The sequence below is a fragment of the Streptomyces natalensis ATCC 27448 genome (assembly GCF_000935125.1).
GTDB lineage: Bacteria > Actinomycetota > Actinomycetes > Streptomycetales > Streptomycetaceae > Streptomyces > Streptomyces natalensis.
Genome location: NZ_JRKI01000045.1, coordinates 125,601 through 142,188, shown reverse-complemented (window position 1 = coordinate 142,188; position 16,588 = coordinate 125,601). Strand labels below are relative to the sequence as shown.

Below are 16,588 nucleotides of genomic sequence, written 5' to 3'. Positions count from 1 at the left end.
CGGGGCCCGCGGAGCTCGCGATCCGGTCATGGCGGTGCCAGTGGGCTCTGAGACAGTTGGGACATGAGCGAGCGCAGCGAGCGAGTCACGAAGAGGTGCGCGCCGCGCGAATGCGGGGCGGAGCGAAGCGTGGGGGTCCCGCGGCCGGAGACTGGGGGAGTGTCGGCATGAGCGCAGTGCAGAGCGGTAGGGGCCGGCCGCCCGCCGGTATCGGCCATGTCGTCGTCATCGGTGGCGGCATCGCGGGGCTGGCGGCCGCGCACCGGCTGCTCGAAGGCGGCGTGCGGGTAACGGTCCTGGAGGCGACGGACCGCCTCGGCGGCAAGCTGCGCGCGGGCGAGATCGCGGGCGTCCCCGTCGACCTCGGCGCCGAATCGATGCTGGCCAGGAGGCCGGAGGCGGTCGAGCTCGCGCGGGCCGTCGGCCTCGGTGACCGGCTCCAGCCGCCCACCACCGCGAGCGCCTCGCTGTGGACCCGCCAGGCGCTGCGCCCGATGCCCAAGGGCCATGTGATGGGTGTCCCCGGAGACCTCGCCCCGCTCGCCGCCTCCGGGGTGATCTCCCCGCAGGGGCTGGCCCGTATCGAGGAGGACGGCCGCCTGCCGCGCACCGAGATCGGCGCGGACGTCGCCGTCGGCGAGTACGTCGCCCGGCGCCTCGGCCGCGAGGTCGTCGACCGGCTCGTCGAGCCGCTGCTGGGCGGGGTGTACGCGGGCGATGCGTACCGGATCTCGATGCGCGCCGCCGTCCCGCAGCTGTTCGAGGCCGCCAGGACGCACCGCTCGCTGCTCGACGGCGTCCGCGGCATCCAGGAGCGCGCCGCCGCCGCGGTCCACCAGATCGGCCCGTCGGCGACCGGCACCGCCGGCGGCGCTCCCGTCTTCATGGGTATCGAGGGCGGCATCGGCACGCTTCCCGGGGCCGTGGCGGACGCCGTGCGCGCCAAGGGCGGCGAGATCCTCCCCCATACCTCCGTGCATGATCTGCGCTGGACCGGCGAGGACGGCTGGGAGGTCTGCGCCGACGACTGGTCCCTTGAGGCGGACGCGGTGATCGTCGCCACCCCGGCGGGCGACGCGGCGCGCATCCTGCGGCACGACTGCCCGGCAGCCGCGACCGCGCTCGACGGCATCGACTACGCCTCGATGGCGCTGGTCACCATGGCCTTCCGCCGCTCGGACCTGGACCGCGTCCCGGCCGGCAGCGGCTTCCTCGTCCCGCCTGTCGACGGCCACCGGATCAAGGCCGCCACCTTCTCCGGCCAGAAGTGGGGCTGGGTCGGCGCCGCCGACCCGGGCCTGTTCGTCCTGCGCACCTCGCTCGGCCGCTATCAGGACGACGCCGACCTCTCCCGCGACGACGCCGAGCTGGCCGGCCTCTCGCTCGCTGATCTCGGTGCGGCCGTCGGCCTGACCGCGCGGCCCGTCGCGACCACGGTCACCCGCTGGTACGGCGGCCTGCCGCAGTACGCCGTCGGCCATCTGGACCGGGTCGCCGGGATCCGCGCGGCCGTCGCCGGGCTGCCCGGCCCACTGCGGGTGTGCGGCGCGGTCTACGACGGCGTCGGCATCCCCGCCTGTATCGCCTCGGCCCGTACGGCGGCCGAGGACATCCTGGGCACCCTGCCGCCGTCCGCCGTCCCCGGGGAGCGAGAATGGACGACATGACAGACGCTTCCGCCCCTACCCGATCCGACACGGCCTCCGAGAAGATCCCCCACGCCGGCAAGAAGGCGAAGGACCTCAACGAGGTCATCCGCTACACCCTCTGGTCGGTCTTCAAGCTGCGCGAGGTCCTCCCGGAGGACCGCGCGGGCTACGCCGACGAGGTCGAGGAGCTGTTCGCCCAGCTCGCAGCCAAGGACGTCGTCGTGCGCGGCACCTACGACGTATCCGGTCTGCGCGCCGACGCCGACGTGATGATCTGGTGGCACTCGGAGAGCTCGGACGCCCTCCAGGAGGCGTACAACCTCTTCCGCCGCACCCGCCTGGGCCGCATGCTGGACCCGGTGTGGTCGAACATGGCGCTGCACCGCCCCGCCGAGTTCAACAAATCGCACATCCCGGCCTTCCTGGCCGACGAGCAGCCGCGCGCCTACGTCAGCGTCTACCCCTTCGTGCGCTCCTACGAGTGGTACCTCCTCCCCGACGAGGACCGCCGCCGGATGCTCGCCGACCACGGCAAGATGGCCCGCGGCTTCCCGGACGTCCGCGCCAACACCGTGCCGTCGTTCTCGCTCGGCGACTACGAGTGGGTGCTGGCCTTCGAGGCCGACGAGCTCTACCGCATCGTCGACCTGATGCGCCATCTGCGCGGCTCCGAGGCGCGGATGCACGTCCGCGAGGAGATCCCGTTCTACACCGGCCGCCGCAAGCCGGTGGCCGAGCTGGTCGCGGGCCTGGCGTAACGGACCCGGCCGGCCGTGTGCCGCAGCGCCACGGCTCCGTACGGCCGCGGGCCCGCCCCCTCGAAGGGGGGCGGGCCCGCGGCCGTCGGCGGCTAGTGCCCCTTCTCCTGGCGCAGCCGCTTGCCCTTCTCCTCCGGCTGCTGGTTGGGCACCGGCTCGGGGCGCGGGGCGCAGCTCACCGCGTGCGCGGGGACCTGCCCGCGCAGCAGATACGCCTCGGTGTAGCGGTTCACACAGTCATTGGCGCCCAGCGCGATGCCGTGGGTGCCCGCGCCCCGCTCGGTGACCAGCGCGGACCCGGCCAGCCGCCGGTGCAGCTCCAGCGCACCCGGGTAGGGCGTCGCCGCGTCCCGCTCGGCCGCCAGGAGCAGCACCGGGGGCAGGGCGCCGGGCGCCGTACGGATGTCGAGCGGGCCGACCCGCCCGATCGCCGACTCGATCGCGGTCGTGGCCAGCTGTGTACCGGCCCCCGCCAGCTCCTCGGCGACGCCGCCCCGGTCGGTGCCCTGCGCCGCCCTGGTGACCGCGGCATCCATCCGGGCCTGCGCCGACTGCGACTGCTCGGGCCAGAAGGCGCACGGCAGATTCATCCATGCGTTGTCCCAGGTCTCGAACGGCGCCTTACGGGCGACCTGGGTGTTGTCCCGGTCCCAGGTCTGCCAGTCGCGCGGCCAGGGCGCGTCATTGCACTCGACGGCGGTGTAGACCGCGTTGGTGTTCTCGTCCTCCTTGGCGCCGCCCGCCTTGGGCGCGGTCTGGGTGACCAGCGCCTTGGTGTCGCCGTGCAGATACGTCGCCAGCGCCTGGGCGCTGATGGGCCAGTAGACGTCGTTGTAGCCGGTCTTGAGGAACGCCGACTGGAGCTGGGCCGGCCCGATCTTCCCGTTGACCGGCTTCCTGCGCACCTGCTCGACGACCCGGTCGTAGGAGCGCTGCACGTCCTTGGCCGTGGCCCCGAGGTGGTAGACGGCGTCATGGGAGGCCACCCAGCGCAGCCAGTCGCTCCAGCGGCGCTCGAAGGCGACGTTCTGGTCGAGGTTGTTGCGGTACCAGATCTGCCGGGGGTCGGGATTGACGACGCTGTCGAAGACCATCCGGCGGACATGGCCGGGGAACAGCGTCGCGTAGACGGCGGCGAAGTACGTCCCGTAGGACGCGCCCATGAACGTCAGCTTCTGCTCGCCGAGCGCGGCACGCAGCATGTCCAGGTCACGGGCGTTGTTGAGCGAGTTGTAGAACGGCAGATCGGCCCCGGCGTTGCGCGCACAGCCCTCGGCGTAGGCCCGCGCCTGGGCGACCTTGCGCCGTTTGAACTCCTCGGTGGGATGGCGCTGGGTGTCGGTGGGGGCCTTGGCGAACTCCTCCGGGTCCTGGCACGACAGCGGAGCCGAACGGCCGACCCCGCGCGGCGCATAGCCGACGAAGTCATAGGCGCGGGCGGTGCGGCGCCACTTGGGCAGCGCCCCGTAGAGCGGGAACTCCATGCTGCTGGCGCCCGGCCCGCCGGGGTTGAAGACCAGCGCGCCCTGCCGCTCCTCGGGCGCGGTGGCGCGGATCCGGCTGACGGTGAGGGTGATCTTCCTGCCCTCGGGGTGTGCGTAGTCGAGCGGCACGGCGAGCTTGCCGCACTGCACGGTGGCGGGCAGATGCTCCTCGGATCCGCACCGGCCGAAGACGATGCGGTGCGCCACCGGAGCCGGCGGCGCATCGGGCGGCGCCGTGGCACTGCCCGACGTGGCACCGCCCGCCGGGGCGGTGGCCAGCGCGGTCAGGACCAGCGACCCGATGGTGCCGTACAACGCGAGAGTTCTCACGAGCCGTCCCTTCATGCGGTGCGGGGTGCGCGGCGCACGACGAGAGGCTCGGTGCGCTGGGCCACACGGTGTGCATACAAAAGGGATAGTTGAGCCGGTTGTACGCGAAGTAAAGCACCGGGCACCGGTGTCGGACGCTATGCCCCGGAAGAGTGGAGGGCGGCTCGCAGGGCGGGGTCGTGGAGCGCGGCCCGGCCGTGTACCGCCAGCGCGGTGAGGGCGGCCCCGGCGCCGGACCGTACCTGCCGGCGCAGCAGCCGCTCGCCCGCCGGGGTCGCACGGTCGGGATAGGGATGAAACTCCCGGCGCGCCATCACCCAGGTGCCGCCGGTCAGGATCAGCGGCAGCGCGAACCACGCCAGCACCAGCCCGCTCCAGGTATCGGGCGGCGCCGCCCACAGGGCCGCCGCGGCGGCCAGCGCCACCAGCAGGACGGTGTGACGCAGTTGGCGGACCGCCGTGCCGACCGCCGTACGGGCGTGGTCGGGCAGCGCCAGGCCCGCGGCGACCAGCCGGTCGGACAGCGCCCGCACGGCGTCGGTCGCGGCGAGGCCGTCCCGTACGTCCGGTATCCGGCGCTGGCCCTCGGGCCCTATGGCGGCCAGGACGGCGCACTCCATGGCGTCCCGGCCGACGGGGGCGACGACCGAGGCCCAGCCGGTGTGTGCGAGCAGCAGCCGGCGCTTTTGGGCCATCGACACCAGGGCGACATCGGCCAGCCGCTGGGGGCCGCCGGCCAGGTAGGCGGTCTCGTACACGGTGAGTTCGGCGGGGCGGAGCTCGTCGTCGACGGCAGCGGGGGCCTGCCGCGGGGCGTCGGCGGCGGCGACCGCGGCGCGGCAGACCTGGGCGCAGGACAGGGCCGCCGCCACGGAGGCGATGACCAGGAAGAGGAGCCACATGGCGGAGGTTCTACGCGATGGCCGATAAAGACCGCAAAAGCGTTTCTCAGTATGCGGGCAGGTCCTGGTGCGTGGGCGGTTCCTGGTGGGTTCCTGGCGGGCGGTTCCCGTATGCGGGCAGCCGGGCGTCCGGCGTCGCGCCCGCTGTTGGGTCTCCTAGCGTACGGGTCGGCTGCTGCCGCTCAGCTGCTGCCGCAGCCTCCGCCACCACCGCCGCACGACGAGCCGCCCCCGCAGGACGACCCGCCCCCGCAGCTCGAACCGCCTCCGCAGGACGAGCTCCCGCAGCCGGACGAGGACCCGCCGTCGGAGGACCCGCACCACGAGGCGCCGGAGGCGTCGCCGGGCAGGCCCCCTCCGCAGCTGCCGCCGTCGGACGAGCCGATGGCCGACGACGAGCCGGAGGCGGTCGCCATGGCGCGCTGAGCCTCCGCCAGCTGCTCCCGCAGCGCCTCGTCGGCTATCAGCGCGGCACCTCCGAGCGCCACGGCTGTCCCGATGGCCGGGAGGGATCCGGCGACCGAGCGCGTGCCGTTGGCGGCCCGCGCCGCCTTCAGGGCGGAGGTGCCCGCCCCGGTGACCCGTCGGCCGAGCGCCGACTTGCACACCGCGGCGACGGCGATACCGGCGACGAGGCCCGGCACGATCGCGACGAAGAACCGCACTCCGCGGCCGTCGTCGTCGGGGGTCTCCGCGAACGTCTGCACAAAGGCGAAAAAGAGCAGCGCCACACAGCCCGCTATCTGGAAACCGGCCAGCGCTCGCCAGCCCCGGCCGCGCCGCGGATGCCGGATCAGCCCCCGCGCCGCCAGCCGGTCGCCTATCCGTTGGACCGCGGGGCTGCGCATCGCGGTGCCGCGCAGCGCGGACAGCTCCCCGCCGGGCGTCCCGTCGACCGCGTTCAGGACGGCCGTCTCCACCGGGTGACGGGACGTGTGCTGGCGTACGGTCACCACCCCCGGCCCGCCGACCGCCAGCCGGCCGTCCTCGTGCATCACGGAAATCGCGGTGTCCACCACGCGGCCGGGACCGCCGGCGAGAAACGCGAGCTCGAACACGTCATGGGTCGGCGCATCCGCTCGCCGGTCGCGCGGCGCGGCCCGGCGGACCGCGACCGTACCGGCGATGAGCACCAGCGACGAGACGATGACGGCCAGATACGCCCCCGTGGCATACGTCATGTCACTCCTCTCGCTCCTCGCTGTCCTCGCGGTGGAGCGCGAGCCGGACCGCGCGCAGCAGCCGGGAAGCGGGTCCCTGGGACGGCGGCTTCGGTCCCGCGCGGTCGCGCCACCAGCGCGTCAGCTTCCTTCGGGCATCAGGATCTTCGGGACGGTCGTGGGCCAGCAGATACGCCGCGAAGTCCAGGGCGTCCTGGCGGTAGCCGCCGCGCATCGGGCGGTGCCGCGCATAGCCGAAGAAGTCCGCCCGGTAGCCGTCGCCGAGGATCTCGGGCAGCTCGGGCGCGACCTTGGCGACGACGCAGGCCCGCTTGGCCGTCAGCGCCCGGCTCTGCACGCCCAGCCGGGTGCGGTCGAAGCCCTCCGGGGCCGGCGTACCGGCGACCAGGGAGGACAGCAACGCCGCCTGAGCCAGCGCCAGCCGCTGCCGCGCGGCGTCCGTACCGGGGCACGCCACGTCGGCGTTGGACCCCGCCGCCTCCGTCCCGGAGCCCGGTGCGCCGCGGCCGCCCCGCACCACCTCAAGCCGCTTGGACATGACCGGCCTCCTTCAACACGGTGCGTATCGCGTCCAGTTCGCCCGCCAGCTCCTCGCCCTCGGGGAAGTCCTCGTCGCGCTCCAGCAGCACGCCGGGCGGTGTCGTACGGGCGCAGAGCTCGGCGAGCACGTCCAGGACCGGCCGGGTCACGGGGTGGGCATGGCTGTCGTGCCATACGCCGTCCCGCTCCACGCCGCCCGCGACATGGACATACGCGATGGACTCCACCGGAAGCTCGTCGAGCGCGGCCGCCGGGTCCTCGCCCCGGTTGACACGGTTGGTATGGAGGTTGGCGACGTCGATGAGCAGCCGTACCCCCGTCCGCTCGACCAGTTCGCTCAGGAACTGTCCCTCGGTCATCTCCTCGTCCGGCCAGTTGATCAGCGCGGCGATGTTCTCCAGCGCCAGCGGCACCGGCAGGGCGTCCTGGGCGATCCGGACGTTCTCGCAGAGCACGTCCAGCGCGTCGCGGGTGCGCGGCACAGGGAGCAGATGCCCGGCCTCCATCAGTGGCGAGGCGGTCAGCGGGCCGCCGGCCCGGACGAACGCGATGTGCTCGGTGACCAGCGGCGCACCCAGCGCCTCGGCGCGCTCGGCCAGCGCGGTCAGCCGGCCCGGATCCGGCCGGTCGGCGCCGCCGAGGCCGAGCGAGACGCCGTGCGGGATCACGGTCGTACCGCGCTCGCGCAACTCCTGCACGGCCGGCGGAAGGTGGCCGGGGCAGATGTTCTCCGCCACCACCTCCACCCAGTCGACGCCGGGCAGCCGGGCGATCTCCGCGGCGATTTCCGGCCGCCAGCCGATCCCCGTACCGAGGCGCTCCATGATTCCCCCTTCCCTCGTGGTGAGGGTACTCATGGCCACTGACAGCGAGCCGAATCGTGTGCCCGCGGTGTTCAGAGGTTGATTTGAGCTTCGGCGGGGGTGGGGCGGGGACCTGGTGCGTGGGGTGGTGCCCTGCTGGTGGTGCCCTCCTAGCGGGCGGGCCGCCGCAGGGCCGGATGGTCGGCGACCACCGTGCAGGAGCCGGGCGCGATCTCGGTGAAGCCGGCATCCCGTACGACGGGCAGCCCGCTGCGGGTCAGCGTCTGCCAGGCGGTCGGCTCGGCGCGGCGTACGGCCAGGGGGAAGCCCGCCGCACGCCAGGCCGTGCGCTCCTCCTCCGGCAGCTCCCACCAGGCGAGCTGTGCACCGTGTCCGGCCTGCGCCATGGCCTTGCCGGCCGACATCTCCACCTCGGGGCTGAGCCACAGCACCGGCCGGTCCGCTCCGGGTGCGGCCGGCGGCTCCGGGTCGTCCAGTTCGGTGCCCGACACCTGGAGCCGCGCCAGGTCCTTGGGCCAGCCGTCCAGAGGGATGGGCGGGAACACCCGTACCTGGGCGTGCTCGCCGGTCACCGTGATGCCCGGCAGCGCCTCGGCCCGCCGCCACTCCGCGCCGCGCGCCCGGCGCACCACCTTGCGGATCCGGGCGTCCTGCCAGTCCCGTACGGCCTGGGCCCACTCGCCCTCGCCGGCCGCCCGCTCGTCCGACAGCAGCACCAGCACCGCCCGAGCCGCCGTCTCCAGCGCATCCGTACGGGCCGGCGGCTCGGCCCGCTCGATCCGTGCCACCAGCGGCAGGACGTACTGGGGCGCCGCGTCCCTGTCGGTTTCCTCGTGGTGGAAGGGGCTGCTGGGGTCGGTGGTCTCGGTACGTGTCACCCGGTCAGTGTGCCAGCCGTCGCCGATCGCGCCGTCGCCACCGTTTGCCGGGCCGCTGCGCCCTACCATCCGGCCATGAACAGTGACCTCTTCGCGGCCGAGAACATGGCCGAGCCGGCCACCGCACCCGGTATGACGCAGCAGAACGCCAAGTCGATCAAGTACGCGGTGAACGGTGAGTGTTACGCGCGGCAGGGCGCGATGATCGCCTACCGGGGCAACCTGCAGTTCGAAAAGCTCGGTCAGGGCGTCGGCAACTTCCTCAAGCGCGCCGTCACCGGAGAGGGCCTGGCGTTGATGGCCGTACGGGGCCAGGGCGAGGTCTGGTTCGCGCACGAGGCCGCCAACTGCTTCATCCTGGACCTCACCCCCGGGGAGGGCATCACCCTCAACGGCCGCAATGTGCTGTGCTTCGACCCGTCCCTCTCGTACGAGATCAAGGTCGTCAAGGGCGCCGGCATGGCCGGCGGCGGCATCTTCAACTCCGTCTTCAGCGGCCACGGCAAGCTGAGCATGATGTGTGAGGGCAACCCCATCGTCATACCCGTCTCCCCTCAGGCCCCGGTCTTCGTCGACACCGATGCGGTGGTCGGCTGGAGCAGCTCCCTGCAGACCTCGCTGCACCGGTCGCAGAGCCTGGGGTCGATGCTCCGGGGCGGCTCCGGTGAGGCCGTCCAACTGCGTCTGGACGGCGAGGGGTTCGTGATCGTACGGCCGAGCGAGCTGCGTCCCGAGAAGTCCGCGGGGAACTGACGGGGGTAACTGACGCGGGGAGCTGGCGGGGGAGGGGCCGGGAGCAGGTGCGGTACGAGCCGTTGCGCGGCGTCCCAGGCGTCCCAGGCGTCCCAGGCGTCCCAGGCGGCCCCGGCTATCGGCGAAAAGTGCGGAAAGTGGTGGGACCCTCGCGGGAACCAATCCGGGGTCGGCGGGAGTTGGGGGAGTAAGAGGATCTTCGGTGGCCGGGGGACCGGGCCGGGATCGGGGACGGGGACCCGGGGCAGCCGGGGGGATCGGGTACGGGGGAGGTGCCGTACGGCATGAAACTCGACGGGGTCGGGCGGCGTTACGGGGTGCGGGGACCGTGGGTGCTGCGGGACGTCCAGCTGGAGGTGCCCGCCCGTGCACTGGTGCGCATCGAGGGGACCAACGGCAGCGGGAAGTCCACCTTGCTGCGCCTGTTCGCCGGGATCGACCGGCCCACCGCCGGACGGATCACCGGCCGGCCGCGCGCCGCGTATGTGCCCGAACGCTTCCCGGCGGCGCTGCCGTTCACGGCCGCCGGCTACCTCACGCACCTGGGGCGCATCCACGGCCTGCGCGGGCCCGAGGCGGCCCGCCGGGCGGGGGCCTGGCTGGAGCGCTTCGGGGCGGCCGGGCATGCCGGTACGCCGCTGGCCAGGCTGTCCAAGGGGACCAGCCAGAAGGTCGCGGTCGCCCAGGCGCTGCTCGCCGAGCCCGGCCTGCTCGTCCTGGACGAGGCATGGACGGGGCTGGACCAGGGGGCGCGGGAGGTCCTCGGCAGCGCGGTGGCCGAGCGGGTCGCGGACGGCGGCACGGTCGTCTTCGTCGATCACGATCCGCGCCGTCTGGCCGGAACGGCGGACGCGCGCTACCGCGTGACGGGCGGGCGGCTGGTCCTGGAGGAGCGCGGCCGGGCCGAGGACGCGGCGGTGGTCGCGGGCCCGCGGGTGATCATCGAGGTCCAGGGCGCACCGGGCAGCGCGCCGCGCTCCGGGGACGGCCCCGACTCCCCGCCGCTGCCCGGGAGGCCGACGATCGCACCGGGCCCGGACGGCACGATCCGGCTGACCGTGCCGGCCGCGCACTCCGATGCGCTGCTACGGGCCCTGCTCATGGCCCGCCCGCCCTGGCACATCCGCTCGGTCACCGCCGCCCCGCCGTCGGCCACCGACCCGGATGAGCCCCGTATGGATCCCGGCTCCCTGGCCCACTGCGACGCCCGCGACGCCCGTAATGCCCATGACGCTTACGCCGCCCCTCGCCCTCAGGCCGCCCGTGCCCCTCACGGCGTCCCCCAGGCCCGCGACGAATCCGGGCGCAACGTCCACCACGACCCCGGTGCGGAGGCCCGCCCATGATCGCCCTCCTCCGCTATCAGGCGGCCCTGCTCATCGGCTCGCACCGGTGGCTGCCGCCGGTGATTCTCTACGCCGCGTTCCTGGCCGTCGGCATCCAGACCGGCGGCCCGATGCTCGACTCCTACGGTTTCGCGGCCGCGGGCACGCTGCCGATGGCCGTCTGGCTGGCGCGGATCTGTGTCACCAGCGAACCGCCCGCCGCCCGCAACTGCGCCGCGGCCGCCGCCGGTCCGGGCCGGGTGCACCTCGCCTCGCTGCTGACCGCGGCCCTCGGCGCGCTGCTGCTCGCCCTCGGGGGGACGGCCTTCGTGGCCCTGACGTCCGACCCGCATTTCTCGGACCACCGGGTCGCCGTCCCCGTCCTGCCCGCGACCGCCGCCGGACTGCTCACCGCGCTGGCCTGCGTGCTGCTCGGCATCGCGATCGGCGCCCTGTGCAACTGGCCGGTCCTGCGCAGCCCCGGCTCCGCCATACCGGCCGGGCTGCTCGCCGCACTCCTGCTGTCCGTCCTGGGCGCCTCGCCCGCCAATGCCGCCGTCACGGGCATGGTTTCCGGTTCCGCGCACGGCACGGTCAGCATGCCGTGGCTACCGCTCGCCGGGACCGTCCCCATAGCCGTGGCGGCCGTCGCGGCCGCCTGCGTGCTGAGTTCCCGGCGTAACTGACCGGGTGCCCCGGCGTACCCTCGACACCATGCCGGACACCGCTCGCGCCAGCACCCGCCACGACCTCGCCACGGACGACACGGCCACCGACGGCCGGGCCGCCGACGCACCTGCCGACTCGGGCTTCGACTCCGGCTCGGACGCCGGTTCCGGGGCCGACGCCGGCTACTGCGAGGCGCCGACCGGTGCCGCGCACCGCGGCGCTGCCGGGGGGCCGCCGTACGCGGACTGTGTGCAGTGCGGTGAGCCGACCGAGTACCCGGCCGCCCGTCCCGGTGCGCTGCTCTGCCCGGTGTGCGAGTGGCAGGAGGCCCAGCGCTCGGCCTGCTCCGGCTAGCAACGGAGGGGCGTACGACGGGCGAAGGGGGTAACCGGAGCCGCGCACGGCCCGGTTCGGCGCCAGGTCCGCCCCGGCCGACGGCGCAGGGGTCAGTGCCCGACCAGCGTCCCCGCGTCCCGTGCCAGGGCCGTGAGCCTGGATATCGCGCGGAAGTACTTCTTGCGGTAGCCGCCGCGCAGCATCTCGTCGCTGAACAGCTCGCCGAAAGGCTTTCCGGAGGTCAGCACCGGTATCTCGCGGTCGTAGAGCCGGTCGGCGAGGACCACCAGGCGTAGCGCGGTGGACTGGTCGGGCACCGCCTGGACATCGGTCAGGCAGACGGCCTGTATGCCGTCGCACATCGCGCCGTAGCGACTGGGGTGCACCCGGGAGAGGTGGTCCAGCAGCGAGGGGAAGTCGTCGAGCGAGGCGCCGGGGGTGCGGTAGGCGACGCGGGTGACGGTCTCGTCGTCGTACGGGTCGGGGGCCTGCGGCAGGCCGCGGTGACGGTAGTCCTCGCCGTCGATGCGCAGCGGCCGGAAGTGGGCGCTGAGCCCCTGTATCTCGCGCAGGAAGTCGGCGGCGGCGAACCGGCCCTCGCCGAGCTTGCCGGGCAGGGTGTTGGAGGTGGCGGCGAGGGCCACGCCCGAGTCCACCAGCTTGCCCAGGAGGGTGGAGACCAGCACCGTGTCGCCGGGGTCGTCCAGCTCGAACTCGTCGATGCACAGCAGCGTGTGCTCGCCGAGCGTACGGACGGTCTGCTGGAAGCCGAGCGCGCCGACGAGGTTGGTCAGTTCGACGAACGTGCCGAAGGCCTTGCGTTCGGCCGGGGCGGGGGTGGCGTGCCAGAGGGAGGCGAGCAGATGGGTCTTGCCGACGCCGTAGCCGCCGTCCAGATAGACACCGCGCGGGCCCTTGGGGGCGGCGGGTTTGCGGGCGAACCAGCGGCGCTTCGCCGTGCCGCCCGCGGCCGTGCCGCCGATGCCCGCGGCGAAGGCGCTCAGGACCTGGACTGCCTCGGCCTGGCTGGGCTGTTTGCCGTCGGGTATGTAGGTGTCGAAGCGGGCGCCCTGGAAGCGCGGCGGCGGCACCATCTCGGCGACCAGGCGGTCGGCGGGCACCTGCGGCGCGCGGGCGGTGAGCGCGGTGGGGGCCGCGTCGCTTCCGTCAGCCGGTGCCCCGGCTATCGGGGCGGGCTGGGAGGACGAGGACTGCGAAGACGACGACACAGCCGTCCAGCCTAGTCGCTCCGGGATACCCCTCGGTCCGGTGAGCGAGGCATGTCACACTGCCGCCATGCGACGCCTGTATCCGCCATTCGCCCAGCCCACCGCCCCCTCCGTAACGGCCCGTGAGGACGGGAACACCGTGCCGGTACCCGCTCCGGCGGACGCGTCGGACCGTGAGTGGTCGCTGGACGAGCTGGCCGAGGCCTACGCGTATCCGGCCGCGGACGACCCGGTACGGGCCGGCCGCACCGGTTGGCTGCGCGCGAACATGGTCTCGTCCATGGACGGCGCGGCCCATCACGACGGCCGCTCCCAGCCGCTGTCCGGCGCCGCCGATATGCGGATCTTCGGCGTGCTGCGGGGTCTGGCCGATGCGGTGGTGGTCGGCGCGGAAACGGTCCGGCAGGAGGGCTACCGGCCCGCCCGCGCCCGCGAGGCGTTCGCCGCCCGGCGGGCCGCCGCGGGCCAGGGCCCGGCACCCGCCATCGCCGTGGTGACCGCGGGCCTCCGTCTGGACTTCACCCTGCCGCTGTTCACCGAGCCCCTGGTGCCCACCGTCGTCCTGACCGGAGCGGGGGCCCCCTCGGACCGGGTCGACGAGGCCCGTGCGGCGGGCGCCGAGGTGCTCTTCGCGGGGGAGGGGATCGGGGTGGACCCGGCGCGGGTGACCGCGGTGCTCGCCGAACGGGGGCACACCCGGCTGCTCACCGAGGGCGGACCCTCGCTCCTGGGGCAGTTCGCGGCGGCCGACGCGCTGGACGAGATGTGTCTGTCGCTGGCCCCCGTGGTCGCCGTCGGCGCCGCGCCGCGGATCATGTCCGGCCCCGAGGTCGCCGTCCCCGAACGCTTCGCCCTGGCGGCCGTTCTGGAGGAGGCCGGGTTCCTGTTCACCCGATACCGTCGGTCCCGACAATGAGCGGAATTATCAGTTCCGCTTAGCTTCCGTTGGGCACACTTAAGGCCAACAGGCCCCGTGTGGCGACGGGGCAGGATGGTTTCTGTGGGCTCCGTGCCAAGCGGGCCCGAAGAGGAGAAGGGCGTCCGTCGTGTTCACGAGCGTATTGATGATCGAGAAGCCTCTGACGCCCGCCGACGTGGAGTTTGTCACCACCCTGCACGGTGAGGAGCAGGGGTCGTTCGTCGTCCTGATGCAGCCGCGCGGCAAGCAGGACGTCCTGCTGCGGGCCATCGACGACGTCGCCCTGGGGGAGTTCGACGAAGCGGTGCGCGAGGGCGACGAGCCCACCGGGGAGCTCCCCGTCGAGCGCGCCCTCTCGCACACCCTCGCCGCACTGCGCGCCACCGGTGCCGAGGCCGTCGGGCAGGTCGTCGAGGAGCACCCCCTCGACCTCCTGACGTCCGTTGTCGAACAGACCCACGCCGACGAGGTGATCGTGCTGACCGCCCCGCACTTCGTCGAGGAGTTCTTCCACCGCGACTGGGCCTCCCGCGCCCGCCACAAGGTCGGCGTACCGGTCCTCAAGCTCTTCTCGCACGCACCGGACGAGCCGGTCAGGGACGGCAGCTAGCGGCCTGGGCCGGGCCCCGCGGCGGGCGCGCACACCCGTCGCGGGGCGCTCCCGCCGTCGCGGGGTGCTCACCTCCACACCTGGTGTCGCTGGGCGCTCACACGCGCAGCGGGGTGCCGAGCCGGCCGTCGCGCACCTCGGCTATCTCGTCCACCGCCTCCAGATGCGAACGGTCGTGGGTGACCAGCACCGTCGCGGTCGCCCGCTGATGGGTGAGCGTGGTCAGCAGATCGAGCACCGCCGCGCCCCGCTCGTGGTCCAGCGCGCTGGTCGGCTCGTCGACCAGCAGGACGGCCGGCTCGTTCATCAGCGCCCGCGCGATATTGATCCGCTGCCGCTGGCCGCCCGACAGCTGGTGCGGCCTGCGGTCCGACTGCCCCTCCAGGCCCACGGCCGCCAGCAGCTCCCGGGCCCGCGTCGCGGCCTTACGGGGCGAGCGGCCGTCCAGGTGGGCCATCACCTGCAACTGCTCGGCGGCGGTCAGGGAGGGCAGCAGATTCGGCTGCTGGAAGACCGTGCCGATGGTCGTGCGGCGCAGCGCGGTCAGCTCGGCGCGGCTCAGGCCCGTGGTGTCGATGCCGTCGATCACCACCCGCCCGCGATCAGGTGTGATCAGCGTCGCGGCCACCGCCAGCAGGCTCGACTTGCCGGAGCCGGAGGGGCCGATCACTGCCGTCATCCGGCCGGCCGGCACCTCCAGCGAGACGGCGTCGAGCGCGGTCAGCCGTCCGCCGCCGTCGGGGTAGGTGAGGGTGACATCGGTCAGTTCGAGGCTCATCGGGCACTTCCCAGGGCGGTCAGCGGGTCTACGGAGGTGATGCGGCGGATGGACAGGGCGGCGCCGACGGCGCCCAGCGCGATCATGACCAGGGCGGGTATCAGCACCGTCGCCCCGTCCAGGACGAACGGCACGGTGCCGCCGACGAGGGCGCCCACCCCGGCCGCGACGGCGGTCCCCAGGCCCGTCCCGATCACCAGGAGGACGACGGCCTGGCCGAGCGCATCACGCAGCAGGGAGCGGGTCGAGGCGCCCAGGGCCTTCAGCACGGCGACATCGCCGCTGCGCTGGATCGTCCACACCGTGAAGAAGGCACCGATGACCAGCGCGGAGATGGCGAAGAGAAAGCCGCGCATGAGCTGGAGCGAGCCGTTCTCGGCGCTGTAGGAGCCGATGGCCTTCAGAGCGTCGTCGGCGGTGACGGTCCGGGTGCCGAGCTTCTTGTCGGCGGCGGGCAGATCGGCCGCACCCGTGGTGGTGAGGGCCACCACGGTCGCGCCCCCGGGGCCACCGGTGAGCTTCCGCCAGCCCTCCAGGGACGTCCAGATCACGGCGGTATGGCTGTACATCGCCGCCCCCGACACCGCCGCCACCTCGACGGCACGGCCGCCCAGGGTCACCGCGTCCCCGGCGCGTATACCCAGCACCTGCGCGGCCTTCTGCGACAGCACCACCGATCCGTCGGCGACGGACGTCCCGCCCGGCCCCAGCCGCGAGCCGGGACGCACCCCGAACGCCGATACCGCCGCGGTCCGGCTCCCCGCCTGCGCCTTCGTCGTGGCGATCCCCAGCGGCTCGGCGCTGCGCACGCCGGGCACCCGCGCCCACTCCCGTACGGTCCGCTGCGGCAGCCGCGAGTCGGTGAACGCCACCTTGCCGTCCCCGACGGGCGCCGAGAAAACGAGGTGGTCGACGGGCAGCGCGGTGATCGCCGAGGTGTTCTCCCGGCCCAGACCCGCTGTCAGGCCCGACAACAGGCCCACCAGCATCGTGATCAGCACAATGACCGTGCCCATCAGGGCGAACCGCCCCTTGGCGAATCTCAGGTCTCTCCACGCGACGAACACAGGCTCGGCCATCCTCGGCTCGGGCGCCGGACCCCCTGTCCGGCGACTGGAACCACCGTCCCCCGTGACCCCGCCCCGCGTCGTCACACCACGGTTTGGTCCCTCCCGGCCGAAAGCATCGGCCCGTGCTCCTACCATCGACCAGCCGATACTCCACCTTTCGGTTGATGCCGCAGGTCGCAGCGGCCCTTAGCCTGAAGATGCCGTGACCGAAAAAGCCGTGACCGCCAGCCCCGCGCCCGACGAAACCGCGCCGAACGGAACCGCGTCCGACGAAGCCGGGCCCGACGCAGCCGAGGCCGGGAGCGCCCACTCCCTCACCCCCGTGCTCCGGGTGCTGCGCACCTGCCTTCACC

The 16,588-nt window shown here is 73.6% G+C and carries 14 protein-coding genes and 2 pseudogenes; 8 read left to right on the top strand and 8 right to left on the bottom strand.

What is annotated here, in order from left to right; genetic code table 11:
- Positions 1-167: 167 nt before the first annotated feature.
- Both hemG and hemQ read left to right on the top strand, forming a co-directional pair.
- Positions 168-1,667 (top strand): protoporphyrinogen oxidase, encoded by a 1,500-nt coding sequence (gene hemG, locus SNA_RS29330; protein WP_044367571.1) that lies wholly within the window; start codon positions 168-170, stop codon positions 1,665-1,667.
- Complete coding sequence (hemQ, locus tag SNA_RS29325; RefSeq protein WP_030062786.1) at positions 1,664-2,407, top strand: hydrogen peroxide-dependent heme synthase; 744 nt, start codon at positions 1,664-1,666, stop codon at positions 2,405-2,407. The genes hemG and hemQ overlap by 4 nt, the downstream gene beginning before the upstream one ends.
- 92 nt (positions 2,408-2,499) lie before the next feature.
- Here the strand turns inward: hemQ and SNA_RS29320 are convergent, their stop codons facing one another.
- From SNA_RS29320 to SNA_RS29295, 5 genes and pseudogenes are all read right to left on the bottom strand, one after another.
- Positions 2,500-4,221, bottom strand: coding sequence for an alpha/beta hydrolase (locus tag SNA_RS29320; protein WP_241779887.1), 1,722 nt, complete (start codon positions 4,219-4,221; stop codon positions 2,500-2,502).
- Between the two features lie 137 nt (positions 4,222-4,358).
- Positions 4,359-5,123, bottom strand: a complete 765-nt coding sequence (locus SNA_RS29315) for a TIGR04222 domain-containing membrane protein (RefSeq protein ID WP_030062784.1) — start codon at positions 5,121-5,123, stop codon at positions 4,359-4,361.
- Between the two features lie 182 nt (positions 5,124-5,305).
- Positions 5,306-6,304 (bottom strand): TIGR04222 domain-containing membrane protein, encoded by a 999-nt coding sequence (locus SNA_RS29310; RefSeq protein WP_044367569.1) that lies wholly within the window; start codon positions 6,302-6,304, stop codon positions 5,306-5,308.
- A gap of 1 nt (position 6,305) precedes the next feature.
- A pseudogene (locus SNA_RS38930) lies at positions 6,306-7,668 on the bottom strand (MbnB/TglH/ChrH family RiPP precursor modification enzyme).
- A gap of 149 nt (positions 7,669-7,817) precedes the next feature.
- Positions 7,818-8,546 (bottom strand): peptidyl-tRNA hydrolase, encoded by a 729-nt coding sequence (locus tag SNA_RS29295; protein WP_030066135.1) that lies wholly within the window; start codon positions 8,544-8,546, stop codon positions 7,818-7,820.
- A gap of 75 nt (positions 8,547-8,621) precedes the next feature.
- On the opposite strand from SNA_RS29295, the gene SNA_RS29290 reads away from it, so the two are divergent.
- The 4 genes and pseudogenes from SNA_RS29290 to SNA_RS45460 all read left to right on the top strand — a co-directional run.
- The gene (locus SNA_RS29290; protein ID WP_030066134.1) at positions 8,622-9,299 is read left to right on the top strand and encodes an AIM24 family protein; all 678 of its coding nucleotides are present in this window, start codon (positions 8,622-8,624) and stop codon (positions 9,297-9,299) included.
- 284 nt (positions 9,300-9,583) lie between these two features.
- Entirely contained in the window at positions 9,584-10,645 is a 1,062-nt protein-coding gene (locus tag SNA_RS44465) for an ABC transporter ATP-binding protein (protein ID WP_078970284.1), read from the top strand.
- On the top strand, positions 10,642-11,310 hold the full coding sequence (locus tag SNA_RS44460) for a hypothetical protein (protein WP_044367566.1): 669 nt from the start codon (positions 10,642-10,644) through the stop codon (positions 11,308-11,310). The genes SNA_RS44465 and SNA_RS44460 overlap by 4 nt, the downstream gene beginning before the upstream one ends.
- 157 nt (positions 11,311-11,467) lie before the next feature.
- Positions 11,468-11,647, top strand: a pseudogene (locus tag SNA_RS45460) (hypothetical protein); the annotation flags it as partial.
- 92 nt (positions 11,648-11,739) lie between these two features.
- Here SNA_RS45460 and zapE read toward each other — a convergent pair.
- A complete protein-coding gene (gene zapE / locus SNA_RS29270; protein WP_030066130.1) occupies positions 11,740-12,858 on the bottom strand; it encodes a cell division protein ZapE in 1,119 nt (372 codons plus the stop codon).
- Positions 12,859-12,925: 67 nt separating this feature from the next.
- Here zapE and SNA_RS29265 point away from each other — a divergent pair, with 67 nt between their 5' ends.
- Both SNA_RS29265 and SNA_RS29260 read left to right on the top strand, forming a co-directional pair.
- Entirely contained in the window at positions 12,926-13,774 is an 849-nt protein-coding gene (locus SNA_RS29265; protein ID WP_044367561.1) for a pyrimidine reductase family protein, read from the top strand.
- Positions 13,775-13,922: 148 nt separating this feature from the next.
- A complete protein-coding gene (locus SNA_RS29260) occupies positions 13,923-14,387 on the top strand; it encodes a hypothetical protein (protein ID WP_030066127.1) in 465 nt (154 codons plus the stop codon).
- A gap of 97 nt (positions 14,388-14,484) precedes the next feature.
- On the opposite strand, the gene SNA_RS29255 is transcribed toward SNA_RS29260, so the two are convergent.
- A complete protein-coding gene (locus tag SNA_RS29255; protein WP_044367560.1) occupies positions 14,485-15,165 on the bottom strand; it encodes an ABC transporter ATP-binding protein in 681 nt (226 codons plus the stop codon).
- Positions 15,162-16,232 (bottom strand): ABC transporter permease, encoded by a 1,071-nt coding sequence (locus tag SNA_RS29250; protein ID WP_044367559.1) that lies wholly within the window; start codon positions 16,230-16,232, stop codon positions 15,162-15,164. The genes SNA_RS29255 and SNA_RS29250 overlap by 4 nt, the downstream gene beginning before the upstream one ends.
- Positions 16,233-16,588 lie beyond the last annotated feature (356 nt).